The 21,511-nt window shown below is 43.2% G+C and carries 16 protein-coding genes and 1 rRNA gene; 7 read left to right on the top strand and 10 right to left on the bottom strand.

What is annotated here, in order from left to right; translation table 11 throughout:
- Positions 1-50: 50 nt before the first annotated feature.
- Together ABIC84_RS24660 and ABIC84_RS24655 are read left to right on the top strand one after the other, a co-directional pair.
- Positions 51-2,318: an aconitate hydratase gene (locus ABIC84_RS24660; protein WP_429265311.1), complete on the top strand. Its 2,268-nt coding sequence runs from the start codon at positions 51-53 to the stop codon at positions 2,316-2,318.
- Positions 2,319-2,596: 278 nt separating this feature from the next.
- Positions 2,597-3,034, top strand: a complete 438-nt coding sequence (locus tag ABIC84_RS24655; protein WP_429265310.1) for a hypothetical protein — start codon at positions 2,597-2,599, stop codon at positions 3,032-3,034.
- Positions 3,035-3,147: 113 nt separating this feature from the next.
- Here ABIC84_RS24655 and ABIC84_RS24650 read toward each other — a convergent pair whose 3' ends face one another.
- From ABIC84_RS24650 to ABIC84_RS24640, 3 genes are all read right to left on the bottom strand, one after another.
- Positions 3,148-3,342: a hypothetical protein gene (locus ABIC84_RS24650; RefSeq protein ID WP_429265309.1), complete on the bottom strand. Its 195-nt coding sequence runs from the start codon at positions 3,340-3,342 to the stop codon at positions 3,148-3,150.
- Positions 3,343-3,409: 67 nt separating this feature from the next.
- The gene (nagB, locus tag ABIC84_RS24645) at positions 3,410-5,329 is read right to left on the bottom strand and encodes a glucosamine-6-phosphate deaminase (protein ID WP_429265308.1); all 1,920 of its coding nucleotides are present in this window, start codon (positions 5,327-5,329) and stop codon (positions 3,410-3,412) included.
- Positions 5,330-6,143: 814 nt separating this feature from the next.
- Complete coding sequence (locus tag ABIC84_RS24640; RefSeq protein WP_429265307.1) at positions 6,144-8,705, bottom strand: Kelch repeat-containing protein; 2,562 nt, start codon at positions 8,703-8,705, stop codon at positions 6,144-6,146.
- A gap of 362 nt (positions 8,706-9,067) precedes the next feature.
- Between ABIC84_RS24640 and ABIC84_RS24635 the strand changes: the two genes are divergently transcribed.
- Positions 9,068-11,869: an outer membrane beta-barrel family protein gene (locus ABIC84_RS24635; protein WP_429265306.1), complete on the top strand. Its 2,802-nt coding sequence runs from the start codon at positions 9,068-9,070 to the stop codon at positions 11,867-11,869.
- Between the two features lie 6 nt (positions 11,870-11,875).
- On the top strand, positions 11,876-12,652 hold the full coding sequence (locus tag ABIC84_RS24630; protein WP_429265305.1) for a GLPGLI family protein: 777 nt from the start codon (positions 11,876-11,878) through the stop codon (positions 12,650-12,652).
- Between the two features lie 135 nt (positions 12,653-12,787).
- Here ABIC84_RS24630 and ABIC84_RS24625 read toward each other — a convergent pair whose 3' ends face one another.
- From ABIC84_RS24625 to ABIC84_RS24605, 5 genes are read right to left on the bottom strand one after another with little or no spacing between them, the layout of a single operon-like run.
- The gene (locus ABIC84_RS24625; protein WP_429265304.1) at positions 12,788-13,576 is read right to left on the bottom strand and encodes an SDR family oxidoreductase; all 789 of its coding nucleotides are present in this window, start codon (positions 13,574-13,576) and stop codon (positions 12,788-12,790) included.
- Between the two features lie 19 nt (positions 13,577-13,595).
- Entirely contained in the window at positions 13,596-14,876 is a 1,281-nt protein-coding gene (gene fucP, locus ABIC84_RS24620) for an L-fucose:H+ symporter permease (protein ID WP_429265303.1), read from the bottom strand.
- Between the two features lie 33 nt (positions 14,877-14,909).
- Positions 14,910-16,124, bottom strand: coding sequence for a DUF6786 family protein (locus ABIC84_RS24615; protein WP_429265302.1), 1,215 nt, complete (start codon positions 16,122-16,124; stop codon positions 14,910-14,912).
- A gap of 7 nt (positions 16,125-16,131) precedes the next feature.
- Positions 16,132-16,983: a fumarylacetoacetate hydrolase family protein gene (locus tag ABIC84_RS24610; protein WP_429265301.1), complete on the bottom strand. Its 852-nt coding sequence runs from the start codon at positions 16,981-16,983 to the stop codon at positions 16,132-16,134.
- The gene (locus ABIC84_RS24605) at positions 16,983-18,155 is read right to left on the bottom strand and encodes a glycoside hydrolase family 172 protein (protein WP_429265300.1); all 1,173 of its coding nucleotides are present in this window, start codon (positions 18,153-18,155) and stop codon (positions 16,983-16,985) included. Before ABIC84_RS24605 ends, ABIC84_RS24610 begins: the two co-directional genes overlap by 1 nt.
- Before the next feature lie 284 nt (positions 18,156-18,439).
- On the opposite strand from ABIC84_RS24605, the gene ABIC84_RS24600 reads away from it, so the two are divergent.
- The 3 genes from ABIC84_RS24600 (at position 18,440) to ABIC84_RS24590 (ending at position 20,207) form a co-directional block, all read left to right on the top strand.
- Entirely contained in the window at positions 18,440-19,024 is a 585-nt protein-coding gene (locus tag ABIC84_RS24600; RefSeq protein ID WP_429265299.1) for a Crp/Fnr family transcriptional regulator, read from the top strand.
- A 159-nt stretch (positions 19,025-19,183) separates the two neighbouring features.
- Entirely contained in the window at positions 19,184-19,900 is a 717-nt protein-coding gene (locus ABIC84_RS24595) for a pirin family protein (protein WP_429265298.1), read from the top strand.
- Positions 19,901-19,904: 4 nt separating this feature from the next.
- Entirely contained in the window at positions 19,905-20,207 is a 303-nt protein-coding gene (locus ABIC84_RS24590) for a hypothetical protein (RefSeq protein ID WP_429265297.1), read from the top strand.
- A gap of 5 nt (positions 20,208-20,212) precedes the next feature.
- Here ABIC84_RS24590 and ABIC84_RS24585 read toward each other — a convergent pair whose 3' ends face one another.
- Both ABIC84_RS24585 and rrf read right to left on the bottom strand, forming a co-directional pair.
- On the bottom strand, positions 20,213-21,040 hold the full coding sequence (locus tag ABIC84_RS24585) for a glycine-rich domain-containing protein (RefSeq protein WP_429265296.1): 828 nt from the start codon (positions 21,038-21,040) through the stop codon (positions 20,213-20,215).
- Between the two features lie 395 nt (positions 21,041-21,435).
- Positions 21,436-21,511: ribosomal RNA gene (gene rrf / locus ABIC84_RS24580) — 5S ribosomal RNA — on the bottom strand; the annotation flags it as partial.

Here is a 21,511-nt window from a genome sequence, read left to right as displayed (position 1 = left end):
ATGGGCTTAACGTCAATTTCTTTTACTTTTCACCTAAAAATCAAATACAAATGGCTTTTGATTTAGATATGATCAAAAAGGTTTACGACCGCTACAGCACACGTGTTGATGCTGCCCGTAAAGCGACCGGTAAACCCCTAACTTTAACCGAAAAGATTTTATATGCCCACCTTAGCGAAGGCGATGCTCAAAAAGCATTTGGTCGCGGGGTTGACTATGTTGATTTTGCACCAGACCGTGTAGCTATGCAGGATGCTACTGCTCAGATGGCCCTTTTGCAGTTTATGCAAGCCGGTCGCCCGCAGGTTGCCGTTCCATCTACCGTACATTGCGATCACTTGATCCAGGCTAAAATCGGCGCTGTTGAAGATTTAAGTACTGCTGTTGACGTTAACCGCGAAGTTTACGATTTCCTGGCTTCAGTATCTGATAAATATGGTATCGGTTTCTGGAAAGCCGGTGCAGGTATCATTCACCAGGTAGTGTTAGAAAACTACGCTTTCCCGGGTGGTATGATGATCGGTACCGACTCACATACTCCTAATGCAGGTGGTTTGGGTATGATTGCTATTGGTGTTGGTGGTGCCGATGCCTGCGACGTAATGGCCGGCTTACCATGGGAGCTTAAATTCCCTAAACTGATCGGTGTTAAATTAACCGGTAAACTTTCTGGTTGGACTTCAGCTAAAGACGTTATCCTGCGTGTTGCTGGTATCCTTACCGTAAAAGGCGGTACCGGTGCTATTGTTGAGTACTTTGGAGAAGGTGCACGTTCAATGTCGGCAACCGGTAAAGGTACCATCTGTAACATGGGTGCCGAAATCGGCGCTACTACCTCTATCTTTGGTTACGACGAAAAAGCTGCTGCTTACTTAAAAGGTACTAAACGTGCCGACATCGCTGAACTTGCTGACGCTATCGCAGAGCACTTAACCGGCGACGAAGAAGTTTACGCTAACCCAGAGCAATATTTCGACCAGGTTATCGAAATCAACCTGAGCGAGCTTGAGCCACATGTAAACGGTCCGTTCACTCCGGATTTGGCATGGCCTATCTCTAAATTTGCTACCGCTGTTAAAGAAAACGGCTGGCCTACTAAATTAGAAGTTGGTTTGATTGGTTCATGTACCAACTCATCATACGAGGATATCACCCGTTCGGCTTCTATCGCTAAACAGGCTATCGATAAAAAATTAAAAACTCAGGCCGAGTTCACCATCACTCCGGGTTCTGAGCAGGTACGTTACACTGTTGACCGCGACGGTTACCTTGATACTTTTGCTCAAATGGGCGGCGTGGTATTGGCTAACGCCTGCGGACCATGTATCGGCCAGTGGGCCCGTCATACTGATGATCCTACCCGCAAAAACTCTATCATCACTTCGTTTAACCGTAACTTCGCTAAACGCCAGGATGGTAACCCTAACACCCACGCTTTCGTAGCTTCGCCAGAAATTGTTACTGCTTTTGCTATCGCAGGCGATTTAACCTTTAATCCGCTTACTGATGCTTTAACTAACGAAGCTGGTGAGCAGGTTAAATTTGACGAGCCTCAGGGTATCGAACTACCTGTAAAAGGTTTCGCGGTTGAAGATGCAGGCTACCAGGCACCGGCCGAAGATGGCAGCAAAGTTGAAGTTATCGTTTCTCCAACTTCATCACGTTTGCAATTACTTGAGCCATTCAAAGCATGGGAAGGCACCGACATTACAGGCCTTAAATTGCTTATCAAAGCAAAAGGTAAATGTACCACCGACCACATTTCGATGGCTGGCCCATGGTTGAAATTCCGCGGCCACCTGGATAACATTTCAAACAACATGTTAATCGGTGCTATCAACTACTTTAACCTTACTGCCGATAGCGTTAAAAACGAATTAACCGGCGAGTACGGTCCAGTTCCGGCTACGCAGCGTGCTTACAAAGCAGCAGGTATCGGTTCGATAGTAGTAGGCGACGAAAACTATGGTGAAGGCTCATCACGTGAGCATGCAGCTATGGAACCACGTCACCTTGGTGTGCGTGCCATATTGGTAAAATCATTTGCCCGTATCCACGAAACCAACCTTAAAAAACAAGGTATGCTGGGTATCACTTTCGCCGATCCTAACGATTACGAAAAGATCCAGGAAGATGATACTATCGATATCACCGGCTTAACTACGTTTGCCCCAGGCCAACAGTTAACCGTGGTATTACACCATAAAGATGGTTCAACCGAATCATTCCCTGTAAACCATACTTACAATGCACAGCAAATTGAGTGGTTTAAAGCAGGCGGTGCGTTGAACATCATACGCAAGCAAATGGCATCTTAATTTCGGATATCGGAATTTTGATTTCGGATTTAATATTTGAAAGCCTTCCCTAAACGGGAAGGCTTTTTTGTTATATGATTTTGCTGTATACTCGAGCTTAGAAATTAACGTTTTAAAAACGAACCAATTTCTTATGAGATCATTGCTGCTAATATTAGGTTTGCTAATCGTATCACCAATCTGTTTGAGCGCACAATCAGCACCAAAAAAAAATCGTTTATGCACCGCATCGTATTTCAAGCATAAAACAAACAGGTGATTTATTAGCAGTTAACCAAATGGTTATCCTTAAAAACAAGAATCTTGGCGCTTTTATAGCGGATCTTAAAAAATCTCAGATAATGCTGGGCAAAAATATTAACGATATACCTCCAATGGTTAGGGATTTCTTAGCCTCTTTTAGCAGGGATAAATTCTCTATTGCAGCTCCAGGCAAGGACTGGAATTGCTGCGATGGCAACTGGGATGAAAATCTGCCTACCCGTCAGCTTATCAACATCGGCGCTGACGGCAATCTTTTTATAATTACCTATAAAACTGGAGGCATAGGAGTAATGACACACCTTGTTTTATTAAGATACAACGATGATAAAATAATTGACTTCTGGGCTGGGATAGGGAGAAATGATTTAAAAACTACAGCACAAGTTCTAAAATACCTGGCTACTAATAAGAATAAGCACTTGGAATTAAATACTAACATCATCACGGTATAATGCCTATATGAACAACCATTAAATCAACTAATTGCAATCCAAAACTGGTTGAGTTTTGGCGATAACTTAGCTTAGACCGGCAGCAAGCGCTTCAGGTTAATTTTGATGCATGTTTATTTAGGAAAATACCATCTTTCATGGAATCCAAAACATAATCCTAAAATAATAACGATTAAAGCAAGCAAAATAAAAACAAGCGTAACAATTTTATCGGCTTTCTTATTTGTCTTTATGGCTTCCGCGCTTATTTTTTGAGCAGCATCTTTTTTTAAATCTATTGATCTAACCTTGGTTAACCGTCCTTTCATTATTGTAAATATAAAAATAAAAAGGCCACGCGATAAATCGCGCGACCTTAACATATAAATATTTCACTTAGAATTTATACCTCACGAACGCCTCCATTGCCTCATATTCAGCAAGGCCAAGACGATCATAGCGTTGGGCTGTGTCACGGGTGCGGTCTTCTGCACGTACCCAGAACTCCCTTGCATCATCACCCGGGAACACCGGTGTATCTTTTTGTGACTGGTGTTTGAAGATCGCATTGCGCTTGCGGATCACTTCCTGTGGCGACAATGGTACGGCCATTTCTATCTCGTAGGTTTCAAATTCATGCCATGCACCACGGTACATCCACAGCCAGCAATCTTCTACCCAGGCTTCTTTTCCTTTTAATCTTTCTAATGCTGCAAGGATGATCTTGAAGCATACCAGGTGAGTACCGTTAGGATCTGCAAAATCGCCCGCTGCAAAAATTTGTTGTGGTTTAATTTTCTGTAATAGGTCGATAGTCAGCTGGATATCTTCCTCGCCTACTGAATTCTTTTTGGTTTTACCGGTTTCGTAAAACGGCAAGGCCATGAAGTGGATATGATCATCCTGTAAGCCTGCATATCTCGCACCTGATATAGCTTCCGTTTTCCGAATGAAGCCTTTTACATTCCTGATCTCCTGCGTATCAATTTCGTTTGGTTGTTTGGTTGGGAAGAAGGCACGCATATCTTCATATGATTTTTGAAGATGCGTAGTGTCTTCGCCGATGCTCTTCGTAAAGTCGATGGCAAATTCCATGTACCTCAGCACATCATCATCCCATACCGCGGTATTGCCTGAAGTTTGGTAAGCTACGTGCACATCATGTCCCTGGTCTACCAAACGGATAAATGTACCGCCCATCGAAATTACGTCATCATCCGGGTGTGGTGAAAAGATGATTGAACGTTTTTTAGCAGGCAGTGCCCTTTCCGGTCTTTGCGAATCATCCGCATCCGGTTTACCACCCGGCCAGCCGGTAATGGTATGCTGAATCTGGTTAAAGATATCAATGTTGATATTGTATACAGGGCCCTGCTCTACTGCAAGTTGGGCCATGCCGTGGTTATTGTAATCTTCTTCCGTTAGTTTCAGTACCGGTTTGTTAACCTCATTCGCCAACCAGATCACAGCCTTTTTCTTTAACTGGTTATCCCACACACAATCTTTCACCAGCCATGGGGTATCAAACCGGGTCAGTTCTGACGCGGCATCTGCATCCAGTACAAACTCTACATGTTGTGATAGTTGCAGGTAAGTGGCAGGTACTTCGCCCGAGATATCCCCTTCTACCGCTTTCTTGATGATCGGCGCTTTCTTCTTATTCCAGGCCATCAATATGATTTCCCTGGCTTTGAAGATGGTACCGATCCCCATCGTGATCGCCTTGGTTGGCACATCGGCTTTACCACCAAAATCGCGGGCCGCATCACGCCTGGTCAGGTCATCTAAAGTAACCATCCTCGTTCCTGAGTTTGGTGCCGAACCCGGCTCGTTAAAACCGATGTGACCTGTACGACCGATACCCAGGATCTGAAGGTCTAAGCCGCCCAATTCTTCTATCTGCTTTTCATAGGCTAAACAGAACGCAACAACTTCGTCTTTATCCAAAGTACCATCAGGGATGTGAACATTGGCTTTATCTATATCAATATGGCTGAACAGGTTTTCGTACATGAAGGTTACATAGCTTTGTGCTGCTGTGGGTTTCATCGGGTAGTACTCATCCAGGTTGAAAGTGATCACATTCTTAAAGCTCAAGCCTGCTTCTTTATGCTGTCTTACCAGTTCGGCATATACCCCTATCGGGGTTACACCGGTGGCAAGCCCCAATACCGCTTTTTCACCTTTGGCTTGTTTTGCGCGGATCAGATCTGCTATCCGGTTCGCTACCGCTACCGAGGCTTCCTGCTGGTTGTTGTAAACGCTTACCGGTAACTTCTCGTAACGTGTCTCTTCCAATAAATTTAATCGTGCCATAATTTGTTCAGAACCTATATGTTAAAGTTTAAAAAAGTCGTAATACAAAAAACCCCCGCCAAGGGCGAGGATTTTATCAAACCAATTAACAAAAAAGTTTATCCTCACCGACATGAGAATAAAGTAAAGTGCGTATAATAATAAGCTGTGCATTATCACTACAAACTTAATAAAACAAAATTTGAATTAAAAGAACTTTTTAAATTTTTTTAATAAGTGTCTTATCCTGAAAAATGGGAAATTAGACTTATTTTGGTTAAAATTTGCCGCCGTGCACATTTTTCATACCAAATCAAAAAGCGATGTCATTTCGATAGAGCCCAAGGGCTTGAGCGTTGGGGCGAAAGAGGAATCTTATACGCTCTGCAAAATAACTACCCATGTTTGCCAGCATGTCGTACAAGATTTCTCACTCGTTCCTCGTTTCGAAATGACATTTGTGTTTATTTAAAAGTTGAGTAAAAAGGCAAAAGAGTTCCTGATGGGCAGGAATACTCTTTTTGCTAACCAATTATAAAACATAAATCATGAGATGAGAAGAGATGCAGGGGTGGAATCGAACCATCCATTTGCTGCCGGCCAGCTCCTGCCATTTAGTTTAAAATGAACCCCATTTGCAAACTAATCTGTTGCAAATATATAAATATTCTATTAAATCTATATGTTTAGTAGAATTTATTTGTAAAACAATCATTTTCTTATAAAATGAGTCTATTAAATAATTAAGATTATTGATAATCAATATATTGACCTTCAGATTTATGCATTCTGCTTTCAGCTTACGTACAAAAAACCCTTCATTACAAGGTCATTATCAGCGCGGATCAGACTTATTAGAACAGATCTTTTCGAAAGGGACCGGGTATTCTTCGCCTAATGACTTTTCATATTCAGCGCTAAACTCCTCATAAACTTTCCGGGCATGTTCAATGCCTTTAGTACGCCTCAGGGCTTTGAGCTTAAACTTAATACCGATATCATTAAAAGGGTCGATATTCAACACGATGCGGGAGATCTCCAGCGCTTTTTTATAATCAAAAGCATCATAAGCCTTTTTTATTACCGGCAAAATAACCGGCATCAGCGCTTCTTCGTACTCCTGCTTAAAATCATCAAGCCAAATTTCAGGAATATGCTGCAACAACCCGCCACGGGCAACTAAGTCGAGGTAACTGAACACAACGGTTTCTCCAACATTGGTTTGTTTAAGTGCTTCCCTCACCACAAAATAATCGCAATAAAAATCTTCAGTGCTGATAAAACTATAGGTATCATTTAAAAAGGCAAGTTCCAGGCCATCTATATCCGAAAGTATGTTACGGAGGTGATTGATGGTTACACCGCGAATATTCTTAGTTTTGACCACATCCTTATCCGGCCATAGCGTAGTGGAGATTTTTTTTGATACCACACCATTCTTTTCACGGCTGTTTAACAAAATAAGAATAAACAACTGCTTGATCTTAGGACTGAACAGGTAAGTAATATCCCGCTTATTTTTATCATAAACAGTAAACTCGCCCAGGAGGTAAACAGCGTTAGCTTTGTTACCTGTTTCAGTTTCAATTTTCTGTTCGCCAATACGCTCCTCGTTAACAGCAGCAGGCTCATCGTTATCTTTTCTCCGCCTTAAGAAAAACACCACAATTCCGCATAACAATACAAATGCAGACGCGCCACCCAATATCCTGTATAAAGTAAAAGATTTGCTTTTGGGCTGGTGGGCGGCCATATATGCTTCCTGGCTCACAGGCGGCGCAGTAAGCGCGAAGATTTTTATGGTAGACCGGGAGGGTGTTTCAAACTCCTGGGTAGTACAATAAAATACATCCTGCTTAGCATTGTAAAACAGGTTATGGTCAGTTTCTATCCGTTCGGACACAACCGGGATGGTACCGCTTACTACCTGGTACGACCCATCTTTTATTGAAAATTTGTACAGACGTAAACTCGTTTTAGGCCGTTCGTGCGGATAGCATAGCACATAAAGAAACTGCTTATCTTTTGATACAATAAGATTATTGGCCGGTACAAATGCTTCTTCATCCGGTTTGATCTCCCAGAGTTTTTTTATGCTATGCTTACCCAGGTTAACCCGGTACAGGTCATAATAGTGCATCCCGCCTACTACCTGGTTGCCCGACTGGTTGCCGTAGCCCCCAAAAATGTAAACATCGTTGTTTTGATCAGCTGTGCTTGCTGCCGAAAAGAACCGGGGGGTGATCACATCGCCGGTAAAACTTTCTTGCTGCCAGGTATCAGTAGCTTTATCGTATTTAAAAAAGTTATTGTAGTATTTAAAAGAGCCGTACCCGCCAAACAGGTAAAAGTTGTTAAAGTCCTTATCGTAAAAAATATTATGATGATGTCTTTGCTCCGTTATGGTCGCCTTACCATAAAAGTCCCAGCTAAGGCTGTCCAGGTTAAAGGACGCGATACTTGGAGCGGGCTGCGGGGCCCTGAGCACTTCATACAAATAACATTCATTCTCTTTAAGGTTTACAATACTTTTGCCCAGGTGCAAGGGTACTGCTAGTTTATTTTTGAATGGTTTTGTTCCTACTGCATCCCGCCCGGCATCATAAAACATCAGGGAATCATTTTTGAAGATGAAGAACTGCTCATTTTTTTCATTAAAGTTGATCCCCGCAACCTCGTTAAAAGTGTGCACGAATTTCTGTTTCCAAAAGTATGACTCATTGATGAGCCACGCAGGGTTATCAACATGCCCCAGGTTATCTCCGTCAATCGTAAAAACATCATTCCCGGTCCATTCGCTAAGCAGGAAGGTATAGGATTTATCATCATTGCTGACAACCAGGTTTTTAATGGCCATATTCGGCACATCCGAATAATGTTCGTTTTTGCCAAAGGTGATCTTCGCGGTTATTTTACCGTTAAAACCCAATCCTGCTGCCCGATACCATTTTCCGTTTATGGATATGCCTACTTTATCGCCTTTGAGATCAAGATCAACTATCACCTTAAACCATTTACGCCGTTTCAGCATAGTATCGGCAAGGGGGATGCTGAGTTTATTACTCCGGCTATCGATATTGAAATTGAGCAACGAACCATGATTGTAAATCGCACTCAGGCTATAGGAGTTACCCTTGTTATCGGTTAAGTTTAAAATATAGCCAAGGTGCTGATTATCCCACAATGAAAGGTCGAAAGCAATCACCAGGCGATCATGAAAGGTTGGCAGATCATCCTTAAAAACCTGGTAAGAGGTGCGCTTGCTCATCAGGCTGTCATTTGAACCAAACTGCAACCCCTGCCCCCTGCTCTCAGTTGCAGACAGCAGTATAATAAAAAGCAATACAAGCTTATATGCCCTTTTTGAAAGCATTAAAACCTTACTTTTTTCCACCATTTATAATACATGTTTAAACTTGCTGATCAGGACAGCATTCAGGTTAGAATAATGTGCTAAATTATACATTTTTTGAGTACCGCAGGTGGGGGATTTTCATCATTTCGGCCGTCTGTTTGCCGATCAATGTGCAATTAGACCAAACCGGGCAATAATTTTATTAGGGACCATCCCGATCAGTATTATCGTCGTCATTATTGGCCCGGTTAGTCCACGCCCAGACACAGCCTCCCATATTTAACACATCCAGCCACGACCAAATGTTAAAATTTGGCGATGAAATGTTAAATCTACAGTATAAAATGTTAAATCGCTTGCACAACTAACTATTTAGTTATATTTTGGCTTTCATAATCGACCTTATGAAAATCACAATTATTGGAGTACTGCTATTTCTTGTGGGCACAGTAAGCTTGTCAGCCCAAACCAATTACAGCATTAAAGGCACAATAGCCGATACCGTTTCTAATTCTAAATTAGCAAACGCCAGCATCAGCGTTATAACTGCTAAAGATTCCATCCTTCAAAAATTTACCCGTGTTAAAGAGGATGGTACATTTGCCATTAACAATTTAAGCAAGGGCAAGTTCATTGTACTGGCCACTTACCCCGGTTATGCAGATTTTGTAGAGCATTTCACCTTAGATTCTGCACACACCACACACAACTTCGGCCGAATCAGCATGCTGCTTAAAGAGCGTCTTTTACAGGAAGTGATTGTAAAAGGAAAAGCGGCTGCCATCAAAATTAAGGGCGATACCACCGAGTTTAACCCGGCTGCCTACAATATCCAGCCCAATTCAAAGGTTGAGGACCTGCTGAAACAGCTGCCAGGTATCGAGGTGGATAAAGACGGCAAGATCACGGCACAAGGCCAAACGGTAAAAAAAGTGTTGGTTGATGGCGAAGAGTTTTTTGGCGATGACCCAACCCTGGTTACCAAAAACCTGCGTGCCGATATGGTAGATAAAGTACAGCTTTATGACAAGAAGAGCGATCAGGCTGCCTTTACGGGTATTGATGACGGCGTAAAAGATAAAACCATCAATATTAAACTTAAGGAAGATAAAAAGAACGGCTATTTCGGCAAACTTGACGGTGGCATAGGTACTGATGGGTACTACCAGGGTCAGGCTTTATTTAACCGCTTTAAGGGAAAGCAGAAGTTTTCACTCTATGGCACCCTCGGCAACACCGGCAAAACAGGTTTAGGTTGGGAAGATAACAACAAATACGGCGGCGGCGGCAATATGGAGTTTGGCGACGATGGCGGTATTTATATTTTCGGAGGCGGCGGTGATGATTTGGATAGTTTTGACGGCAGGTACAACGGAAAAGGGAAACCTGTAGCGCGTACAGGCGGCGCGCATTATGATACCAAATGGAACAGCGATAAGGAATCATTAAACACCAATTATAAAATAGGCTCGCTAACCGTTGATGGTACAAGCAATACCCAGCAGCAAAATAACTTCCCGGGTAATATATCAAACAGCAACAGCGATCAGCGTAACCATAATTATATGTTCCGCCAAAAGCTGGATGTAAATTACCAGGTAAAACTCGACTCAATGCAAAACCTGAAGATCACTGCTGACGGAACCTTAAAAAACAGCAATACCAGGAGCAATTTTGCTACCCAAACCCGCCGCCTTGACGGTAGCCTCATCAACAGCAATGACCGTGAAAACAGCGCCGATGTTGACGGCAAAGTATTTAACGCCAACGCCTTCTACACCAAAAAGTTTAAAAAGAAAAGCCGTACGCTTTCTATAAACTTTAAAACCGCTTTCAACGAAAGCGACTCTAAAGGCTTCCTAAAGTCAAACACGCGGTTTTATGACTCGGTTGGTACCTATGTAAGCAAAGACACCATCGATCAGTACAAGGTAAATAAAACCCAAAGCACCAATATCAATACCAATGTAACTTATACCGAACCACTGGCCAAGGATTTTACCCTCGCCATTAGCTATGCCCTATCGGTAAACAACGCTACTGCCGACAGGCGCACGTTCAATAAAGATGCAGGCAGCGGACCTTATAATATACTCGATAACATTTACAGCAGCGATTATAAACTGAATCAATTGTCAAACCAGGGGGGCATGGTATTTAATGTACAAAAACAGAAATACTCGTTCAACTTTGGTACAAAAGTGGCTGGAGTAAGGTTTAAGCAGGTTGATGAATTTGGACGGATGGCCGATTTGGTGCGTAACTTTACCAATTGGTATCCCCAGGCTTCCTTCCAGTACAAATTCACTAAACAATCAAGCTTAAGGTTGAACTACAACGGGAATACCACACAGCCCAATATTGACCAGATCCAGCCCGTACGCGTAAATACAGATCCGCTGAATATACAGGTAGGTAACTCTGGATTAAAGCCGTCCTTTACGAACAGGTACAACATCAGTTACAACTCGTACAAGGTGATCAGCAACCAGTATATCTGGATCAGTGGCTCATACTCAACTACCAGTAACCCTATCGTGAGCAATGTAACGCGCGATACTACTACCGGTATCAGCACTTATCAATCGTCAAACCTTAAAAACAAATCAACCAGCAATTTCTGGGTTAATGCTTACTTTGACAGAAAGATCCCCGGCCTGGATATTAATGCAGGGCTTGGACTTAATGGTAACGGCAATACATACTATAACCTGTCAAACAACGTACTTAACGAAACTAAATCATACAGCTATTCCGGGAATATCAGGCTATCTAAATACAAGGAAAAAAAGTATGATGCCTGGATGTCGGCAGGGCCTACCTATAACATCAACTCTTCATCACTTAATACTGTACTGAATAATAACGGTCGCGGGTTTAATGCTAACGGAGGGTTCAATATTTATCTGCCCGGCAAATTCCAGATTGGCTCAGACGGTAATTATACCTATAACGCCCCTACAAAATCATTCCCGCAAGATTTTAAAAGGTTCCTGCTGAATGCTAACATATCAAGAACATTCATGAAAGATGCTTTGAAAGCCACCGTATCCGGCAATGACCTGCTAAATCAGAATACCGGCTATAACCGTACCGGATCGGCCAATGTGCTTACACAGGAACGTTATACCACTATCAGGAGATATTTTATGTTTTCCCTTACCTGGGATTTTAACAAAGTTGGAGGCGGTGCACCTAAAAAATAACCTATCATGAAAAAGATTTTAACCTTAACAACCATATTGCTATTAAATGCGAACCTTTTGCGTGCGCAGGGCAATAAGCATTTTACTTTTCACGGTACCATTGAGTATAACAAAACCTCAAATGTATGGGCTATGCTGCAAAAAGCCATTAATAAAGATAACGAAATGTGGTACCAGCCCAGGTATGAACAATATAAAAAAACCAAACCCCAGTTTAAGATATTAAAAAGCACCCTGAAGTTTGGCAATAACCAAACGCTGTTTACACCTGTTGAACCAGAAACACCAACAGCCGGTTACTGGAGTGAGCCAATGATGACGGCTCAAAACAGCACCGTATTTTCTGACTTTAATACAGGAATGAGCACCAGCCAAAAAAGTGTATTTGAAGAAACCTTTTTAGTGAAAGACACCACCCGTCATATCAAATGGAAACTTACCGGCGAAACCCGTGAAATTGCCGGCTATCCATGTCGCCGGGCTAACGGGCTGATTCTTGATTCGATTTATGTAGTCGCCTTTTATACCGAAGAGATCCCTGTTTCGGGCGGTCCCGAATCATTTAATGGCTTGCCGGGGATGATATTAGGCGTAGCTCTCCCGCACGAAAACGTAACCTGGTTTGCCACTAAAGTTACTGAACAGCCTATCGACGAAAAATCATTAACAGCACCTAAAAAAGGCAAAGCAGCTACTAACAAGAGCTTCATGACCGTATTGCAAAATGCCATGAAAGATTGGGGTACGGAGGGAAAAGAGTATTTGAAGGGGTTTTCGTTGTAAGGATAAACTATTTCATATTAATAAAACGTCATTGCGAGGGACGAAGCAATCGCGAGCTATACAGAGCGGCTCTGTAAGTTGGGGATTGCTTCGTCCCTCGCAATTGCGAGGGACGATTTTATAATAAATTAATCCCTACGCATTAGCCAGCGCCCTGTCCAAATGCACATAACCGCCATCAACATAAATTAGCTGACCGGTGGTATGGCTTGATACCGGCGACAATAAAAACGCCACGGTATTGGCAATTTCCTCGGCGGTGGTCATCCGGTTCCCCAGCGGAATTTTTGATTCGATCTCCTTCAGCTTGGCTTCCGGGTCGGGTAGGGTCTTGATCCAATTAGCGTAAAGCGGTGTCCAGCATTCGGCTACTACCAGTGCGTTAACACGGATGCCATATTTTAACAGTTCAACCGCCCACTCGCGGGTAAGTGCGTTACGGCCACCATTTGATGCCGCATAGCCCGAAGTATTCCCCTGGCCGGTATCGGCAGTTTTCGAAGTAATGTTAAGGATGGCTCCTTTTGATTTTTTTAGTTCGGGCAAGGCGTGATGCGCCATCAGGTAATAATGCACCACGTTCTTATGCAACGATGCCATGAACCCCTCGTAGTCGCCGCTCTCTAAACCAACGCCGTCGTTTACACCGGCATTGTTCACCAATCCGTCGATACGGCCAAATTGCGCTATTACTTTATTCACAGCATTTTCACATGCTTTAGGGTCAGTAAGTTCGGCTACTACCTGGTATGCCTTATGCCCCGCTGCTTCTACAGCTTCAACCGTTTTCAGGTTATCTCCCTCTCCGCGGCCTATTATAACCGGAATAGCGCCTTCAGAAGCCAACACCTTCACTATGCCCTCGCCTATACCCTTGGCACCTCCGGTAACTATAATTACCTTATCTGTAAGTTGTAAATTCATTTTATTTATGATAGATATATTAGTGACTGCCGGCCATTACCAGCTTCTTAACTTTATGATTATTGATAGCAAATATTAAAATGCCAAGGAAACAAAAGCCTGGCACTACATAAGCCATCTGGATGTTATGTGTAGCATCAGATACCCTACCCATGATCACCGGGAATATAGCACCACCCACAATCCCCATGATCACCAATGATGAACCAAGTTTGGTTTTAGCGCCCAGGCCACGGATACTTAACGAGAAAATAGTCGGGAACATGATCGACATAAAGAACCAGGTACACATTAACGCGTAAACTGCTACTTCGCCTTTTAGCGTTACAGCCATAGCTATCAGGAAAATGTTAATAATCGCATAAGTGATAAGCAGTTTAACCGGGTTAAAATAACGCATGAGTAATGTACCAATAAACCTGCCTGCCATGAAACCTGCAGAAGCTATAGTGAGGTAAAAAGAAGCCGGTTTTTCGGCGAATCCGGCTACTTTTTCTGAATAGCGGATAAAGAAACTACTTATACCAGCCTGTGCCCCTACATATAAAAACTCAGCAAAGATACCGGCCCTTAAACTTTTCACGTGCAGCAGCTCGCTTATCCTTACACCAAGCGAACGGTTGTCGTTAACTGCCTCCTCACTGGTTTCTTCAACAATTGGCGGGAAGTGCGTACGATAAATTAAGAATGCAACTACAAGCACCACTGCGCCGATTACCAAAAATGGTATTTGTACCGATGAGGCCTCATGGTTAAGATATTCGTTCAACTGCTCAGGTGACATTTTGCTCGATTCGGCATCTGTTAAAACCTTACCCGACAAGATATATCTGCCACCTATCAAAGGTGCTAAAGTAGCAGCCAATCCGTTAAATGATTGTGAAAAGTTGATCCTTCTTTCAGCACCAGCCGGATCACCTAATACCGTTATGTAAGGATTAGCGGCTGTTTCCAAAAAGGCCGCTCCCGAAAATACGATGAATAACGCTGCTAAAAAGAACGCGTAGTTACGCACCGCAGCAGCAGGGAAAAACAGGAATGCTCCTGTTGAAAAAAGTATCAAACCTAAAATGATCCCACCCTTGTAGCCATATTTTTTCATGAACTGCGCGGCCGGAATGGGTAATATAAAATAGGCAATATAGGATGCCGAATCGATCAGTGAGGATTGCAGGTCATTAAGCTGACAGGCTTTTTTTAAGTGTGGAATTAGTATCGGATTAAGATTGAGCGCGAACCCCCAGATAAAGAACAGAGAGGTAATTAATGCTACTGCGAACAGGGCGTTGTTTTTTGACATTGAGTATTTATTGGTTGGTTGTATATTGATCTGTTATTTAAATGCGGTCGCGATCTCATCTAACGAAATCCCCAGCGTTTTTAATGCTATTTTATTTAACGCGGCTTTATTACCGGTGAAATGGAATACACTATGTTTATGTGTAAGCTTTTCGCCCGGCTTCAGGAACGCGGCGGGTGATACACTTTCTATCTCATAAAAGGGCCCCATTTGTTTACCATCTGCCAGTGGACCATCGTTATAAGCATTTACCGCGTCGCCGCTGTAAGGCGCGGTATCAGTTTTCCATTCCTGGTTTAAGTATGATGCGGTACTATCTACATCAAACATGGTGATGGTTAAAACATCGTTTTCGGCATCGTAACTGCCTGCCATATTTTTTGCACGATGAGGTGGAATACCCAGCTTGCCACGGCTTTTACCATCAGCCTTAAACAACAGGATGCCATTTTTATAATTAACCCTGTCTTTCGGGATCTCACCAAAATAATTGGTGGTAGCTACTTTGCTTGTAGCATTTTCATGGTACGGTACTACGATCACCACCTTTGGCGATGGCGTAAACATATCTAAATTCCACAAACATGGGGCGCCTGTAGCTTCATTCCAGGCGTTATTACCTGTATTAACGATTGAATTTACTGTACTAAAGCCAACTGATTTTACAGAGGTGTCGGCATCAATACCAAGAGCCTGCTGTATTGCTTTCGGCTCCATGATCTCCACGTCACGTTCAAGCTTAATTGATAAATCAGTACCGACATAATTTTGCAAATGTGTGCTTTTGCTCATCGATACCTTTTTATCCGATTTGGATATCAACTCCCAGCTTTCATTATCAACCGCTGCCGGGGTGTGCCAATTGGCAAACTCCATTTTGGTGCCGGGCTTAAAGAAAAGCGAAAACTGTCCGCCTTCCGGCCCAAGCCATAAACGGTCTTCCCCGCCAAAAGCGTTCATATGTGGGTCGGGCTGTTTCAGGTCGAAAGTTTCGTATTTGATCCATCCGAAACTTTTGCCATTTAAGCCATCAGCAGTTGAGGTAAAAACCTTTGCCTGGTATTTTGGCGATACGATCACCTGACCCAAACCGCTATTATCTTTTAAAACGATAACACTATCCTTTGCTTTTAAAAAATCAAGATCTGATCCAAAAGTTCCTTTCATGGGTAGCTGAGGGTTGCGCATGGTACACGACACCGAAGCGGCAAGCAGCAAAACTAATGATGACTTTTTAAAAAGCTGCATATGCCGGTTATTTATGTTTAGGATTTAAGCCGATCACATTCACCATCGTACCGATATGATCAATGCTGATCTCCACAACATCGCCGGCTTGCAAAGTAAAACTTGGCGGCGGCACCAGGCAGGTGCCCGTCATTAAAAAGCATCCGTTAGGAAAATCACATTCACTGTACAAATAGCCGGTAAGCTCGGTAAAAGAACGTTTGATCCGTGATACCGTTGTTTCGTCTTCAAAAACGATGGTACCATTTCGCTTAATGTTCATGCTGATGACTGTTTCACCCGGAATTGGCGACGAGGTAACATATAAGCATGGCCCAAGCGCGGCGCTTTTTTCATAAACTTTAGCCTGCGGAAGGTACAACGCATTTTCGCCCTCAATACTCCGCGAGCTCATATCATTGCCAATGGTATATCCCTGGATATTACCATCGCTATTCACAAATAGTGTAAGCTCAGGCTCCGGCACGTCCCAATCCGAGTCTTTGCGGATGTAAACCTCGCCGTTGTGTCCGGATACCCGATGTGCAAGCGCTTTGAAAAAAAGCTCAGGGCGGGCTGCGTCATAAACCTTATCATACAAACTTGCGCCTGTTTCTGACTCCTCCATACGGGCATCACGGCTACGTAAATAAGTTACGCCGGCGGCCCATACTTCCTGGCTGCCAATAGGCGGCAGAATATTGCCGTTCAGATATTCATTCTCCACCTCGGCGCTTAAAGCCGTAGTATCGGCAGTGATCGATTCCAGGTAAGCCGCTAAACCATCCCGGTTGATCAGCTTATCCCATTCATCATCAATAATATATGATGAACCGTTATGTTGCAATAGGCTGCCTTTGGCAAGTTTATATAGTTTCATTAGTTTACTTCCAGTTCGTCTTTTGAGGGGAATTTAGGGAAAGGGCCATGTTCGCCGGTTTGATACCAGAACACGGTTGAAGCGATATCATCCTGCAGGGGCATGTACCGGCCATCGTGCCGCCAACCCAGGGCCTGTATGGTAACCTTCAGGCTTTTTTCAAAGCGGATAGGATCAACAATATGCCAGCGGTACATGCCGAAACGTTGTGCAATTTCATAGTGCCCATCGCCGCGGATCACCTGGGGCAAACCGCTGTAAGGGCTGCAAAATTCGGTGTACTCTGTTCCCGGTTTTTCTTTCCCATTGGCATCTTTATGGCGGGTATCAAAATCATACGATCCGCAAAAATAATCTTCTGTCCCTGTTCCATTTATAGTAGGAAACTTGGTATCGCCATCCATAAAAAATTTGATCTCCCCTTCGCCCCACCATCCATTTTTGTTTGAGCCATAAGCTATGTAAGTACCAACATATTGCCCTTTGCCTTTGATACTATCCACCAAAACGAAATCTTTTTTATAAGGTAATGGGTTTACCCTGCGAAACTGCGCGTGAAAATAGCCCGCATCCTCGGGTATATCGGTCAGGGTATAATCAACCTGGTAATAGAGCACCATATCCGCATCGTCGATATTTTCCATAGTGATGCGGCATTTTTTGCGGAACGGCATTGGCCAGTAGCAATTAAATGCACTGCCAGGATTAACCGCCACTGCGAGGGAACTTACCGGTGCATATTTACCCCATCCCATACAAAAAAAGTCGCCCACCGGCACCTCCACGGATGGGGTAGTTTCATCGTCCCAATAAAAACGGATTATGGAATAGCGCCAATTGCCAGTGGGCGTCATCCAGATATGCTGAATAGCTCCCGAGCCATTAATTTCGGCAACCGTAAATGTTGTATGTTTTTTGATGACAACGCTGGGGCTCACTTTCCAGGTCTGCCCCAAATCGCGCGAAGCATTTGCGCCTGTACCGGTTGTGGCCATGCCACCCTTACCTTTCTCGCCCGTAAAATTTTCCGGACTGATAGACCGTGTCTTAGCATCAGAAGTACGATAAAGGTTGCCGAGCCCAACATCAAGGCCGTTAAATTTTTGCTGCGCATCAACAAACGAAGCAACAATAACACACAGGCAGATCGTTAAAAAATAATTTTTCACCATAAAACTTATCTTTAAAATCAATTAACGCAGTAATTGGTAATGCGCTCCAGGTTTATTTGTTTATGCTTCAGGCCTTAGTTAAAAAGCCATTCACAATCATATTGATAATTTTTTGCTATCCATACCGCTTTATAAGCATAACATGCGCATATTTTGGCATGGCTTAACTACGGTTGATAAAGCTAATTTAAAAATTATTAAATAATGCCCCGTACCTGTAAAAAACAGGATAGATTAATTGCCCATTCTTCGGTAAATAAGCTAAATAAACCACATTTTTGCATATGCCGTTTGATCTGATACTTAACAATCTCGAAAAACACATTCACCTAACCCGCGAAGAACAGGAAATTTTTACGGCTTATTTGCAGCCTAAAAAAATAAAACGAAAACAGTTTTTGCTTACTTATGGTGAGATATGCAAGTATTCGGCTTTTGTAACGGCCGGTTGTTTGCGAGGCTATACCGTAGATAAAAGTGGTATCGAACACGTGTTAAACTTTGCCCCTGCCGACTGGTGGATAGCAGATATGTATAGTCTAATTTCGCAAAAACCCGGTATCCAGAATATCGAAGCATTGGAAGATACAGATGTGCTGCTGCTATCAAAAGCCAACCAGGAAAAATTATATATACAGATCCCCAAGTTTGAACATTTTTTCAGGATCCTGACCGAAAACTCATTGGTCGCTAGTCAGCAACGCCTGATTGATAGCCTGAGCCTAACCGCCGAAGAACGTTATAATAATTTTTGTAAGCGTTATCCAACACTGATAGATCATCTGCCACAAAAACAAATAGCATCTTATATTGGTGTAACCCCCGAATTTTTTAGCCGGATGAAGGCAGAAATGGTGAGGAAAAGATAGATGAATGGTTGATTGGGCTGGCTAGAGAGTGGTGTTATACGCAATAAATAACTATTCTCCACCCACCTAATCAACTACTCTCCAATTTTCTTAACCTACATCAAGTGCCGCCAACCAATGCCCCTTTAAATTTGTATTATAATTTAAAGGAAACATACAATGGCACAGACCGTTTTACATAAAGCTAACACCCGCGGACATGCAGACCACGGATGGTTACACAGCTACCAATCATTTAGTTTTGCTGGTTATTACAATCCTCAACGGATGAACTTTGGCGCGTTGAGGGTGTTGAACGATGATACCGTTGATCCGGGTATGGGTTTCGGCAAACACCCGCATGATAACATGGAGATTATATCCATTCCGCTGGAGGGTGATTTGGAGCATAAGGACAGCATGAACAATGTAGCTGTTATCAAAAACGGAGATATCCAGGCTATGAGCGCCGGTACCGGAATTTTTCACAGTGAGTATAATTTTGACCGCACCAGCGAAGTTAAATTTCTTCAAATCTGGATTTACCCTAACAAACGGAACGTTGAACCACGTTATGATCAGATTTCATTAAATCTTGAAGACCGTCATAACAAACTGCAACAGGTATTATCCCCCAGCCCCGACGATGCAGGTGTGTGGATCCATCAGGACGCATGGTTTCATTTAGGCAAGTTTGATAAAGGAGTAAGCACCGAATACAGCATCAAGAAAGAGGGCAACGGAGTTTATGCGTTTGTTTTAAACGGAGAAGTAAATATCAACGGTCAAACATTGAGCGGCCGGGATGCTTTAGGTATCTGGGACACCGACAAGTTCACTATTGAAGCAGGTACCGACGCCGAGTTTTTATTGATAGATGTACCGATGAAATTTTAAGACCATGGAAAAGATTCAGATATTGGTAATTGGCCGGCATCCAGAAATATTAGCCACAGTAGTGAGATTAGTAAACAATAATCCTGACTGGAACGCAACTGGCTGCCTCAGCGATGAGGAGGCCATTGCGGCGTTCAGTACGCGGGATTTTAAACTCGTGCTATTAGGTGGTGGTGTTGATGAGATATCGGAATATAAATTGAACGAGTATTTCTGTAGTGAAAAACCCAACATTAAAGTAGTTCAGCACTTTGGTGGAGGCAGTGGGTTACTTAGCGCTGAGATTTTTGAGGCATTAGTTAGCTGACTAACTTAATGACTACTGCAACCGCTACATCCTGACGCAGAGCATCCGGAACAGCCGCTTCCACAGCCGCTGCCCCCGCCGCTATGGCATCCATGACCGGAATGCCCGTGATGGCCCGAATCGAAACCGCCATTAGCCCCGCAGCCGGCGGTACTACAACCAGCCCTCCCTCCATTACCGTCACGGTCCCGTTTATCACTATTACGCCCTTCACTATGATAGCTTAATATGGTAACACCAACAAAGATCACCAGGAAAATCAATATAAAAATATCATTATCTGAGGCCTGCATACATAACCATGAAACAAGGATCAACATACCCATCAGCAACAGTACTCTAATTCGTCGAGGTTTACGGACAAGCCAGTATTTATCCAGGTTCACTCGTTGAAAATTGATCTCTTTAAAGCGGGCTTCGTTTCCAGGCCAGATATCAGCAGGCGGCTGTTCGCTAAAACAATTAAAATATAGTTGGCCGGTATCCGTATAAAAGGTCTCATACTTTACAGCTTCACTATTTCCGCCTTTAGTAGGATTGTGATGGATCTCTCTTCCGAGTGTATCACGGCAAAGATCAATCCAATATGACCGGGTGAAAGTTAAGTGCAGGTGCCAGACCTGATCGACAGCGTCAGAAGGTGTTACACCATTTTCGGAGATACAACAAAGAAAGATAAAACGTTTGTACTCCACAATCACCTTACGGGTATAAACCGCGTTCCAACCGTTCTCCTGAGCCAGGCGTTCCGAGAATTTAATAGCAGCATCAGAATCATCCAATTGAAAATCCAGGATTTTTTGCCAAAGTTCGGCTTGTTCTGCTGTAAGCATCTGTTTAGGTTATATAGCCTAAAAGTAGCAAAATAATATCGAAATGAAAATCTGTTATCTTGGCCTGTAAAACGAAAGATCTTAAATAGTAAAGCAGTTGTGCAATTTGTTTAGAAAAAAGGGTTCATCAGGGCGTTTCCTCCGGCCGGGCTATGCGCTCATACGCCTCCAGGCCTTACGCTCATTGGCCGGTATCCGCTCCCATCCCTAACGCGGGGAGGTGAGTGGAGCGCGGTGGATGGTGAGTTGTTAACCATCTGTTTATAACCTCAAACGTCGTTCCCTTGCGCCTTTGCATGAAACTAATAGAGAATTATCAAAAAAGTCTACAAACGCAAAAAGCCTTAGTGATTAGCTAAGGCTTTTGCGTTTGTTACACTATTGAAAGTGATAAAGGGTGGCACCGACCTACTCTCCCACGTTTTACCGCAGTACCATCGGCTCTGGCGGGCTTGACTTCTCTGTTCGGAA

The organism is Mucilaginibacter sp. 3215 (assembly GCF_050433785.1).
Taxonomy (GTDB): domain Bacteria; phylum Bacteroidota; class Bacteroidia; order Sphingobacteriales; family Sphingobacteriaceae; genus Mucilaginibacter.
This window is presented reverse-complemented; position numbering and strand designations above follow the sequence as displayed.

Bases quoted from the DNA above. Each gene is read 5' to 3' on its own strand.
- ABIC84_RS24660 (WP_429265311.1), top strand. From the start codon at position 51: ATGGCTTTTGATTTAGATATGATCAAAAAGGTTTACGACCGCTACAGC.
- ABIC84_RS24655 (WP_429265310.1), top strand. From the start codon at position 2,597: ATGGTTATCCTTAAAAACAAGAATCTTGGCGCTTTTATAGCGGATCTT.
- ABIC84_RS24650 (WP_429265309.1), bottom strand. From the start codon at position 3,342: ATGAAAGGACGGTTAACCAAGGTTAGATCAATAGATTTAAAAAAAGAT.
- nagB (WP_429265308.1), bottom strand. From the start codon at position 5,329: ATGGCACGATTAAATTTATTGGAAGAGACACGTTACGAGAAGTTACCG.
- ABIC84_RS24640 (WP_429265307.1), bottom strand. From the start codon at position 8,705: ATGGTGGAAAAAAGTAAGGTTTTAATGCTTTCAAAAAGGGCATATAAG.
- ABIC84_RS24635 (WP_429265306.1), top strand. From the start codon at position 9,068: ATGAAAATCACAATTATTGGAGTACTGCTATTTCTTGTGGGCACAGTA.
- ABIC84_RS24630 (WP_429265305.1), top strand. From the start codon at position 11,876: ATGAAAAAGATTTTAACCTTAACAACCATATTGCTATTAAATGCGAAC.
- ABIC84_RS24625 (WP_429265304.1), bottom strand. From the start codon at position 13,576: ATGAATTTACAACTTACAGATAAGGTAATTATAGTTACCGGAGGTGCC.
- fucP (WP_429265303.1), bottom strand. From the start codon at position 14,876: ATGTCAAAAAACAACGCCCTGTTCGCAGTAGCATTAATTACCTCTCTG.
- ABIC84_RS24615 (WP_429265302.1), bottom strand. From the start codon at position 16,124: ATGCAGCTTTTTAAAAAGTCATCATTAGTTTTGCTGCTTGCCGCTTCG.
- ABIC84_RS24610 (WP_429265301.1), bottom strand. From the start codon at position 16,983: ATGAAACTATATAAACTTGCCAAAGGCAGCCTATTGCAACATAACGGT.
- ABIC84_RS24605 (WP_429265300.1), bottom strand. From the start codon at position 18,155: ATGGTGAAAAATTATTTTTTAACGATCTGCCTGTGTGTTATTGTTGCT.
- ABIC84_RS24600 (WP_429265299.1), top strand. From the start codon at position 18,440: ATGCCGTTTGATCTGATACTTAACAATCTCGAAAAACACATTCACCTA.
- ABIC84_RS24595 (WP_429265298.1), top strand. From the start codon at position 19,184: ATGGCACAGACCGTTTTACATAAAGCTAACACCCGCGGACATGCAGAC.
- ABIC84_RS24590 (WP_429265297.1), top strand. From the start codon at position 19,905: ATGGAAAAGATTCAGATATTGGTAATTGGCCGGCATCCAGAAATATTA.
- ABIC84_RS24585 (WP_429265296.1), bottom strand. From the start codon at position 21,040: ATGCTTACAGCAGAACAAGCCGAACTTTGGCAAAAAATCCTGGATTTT.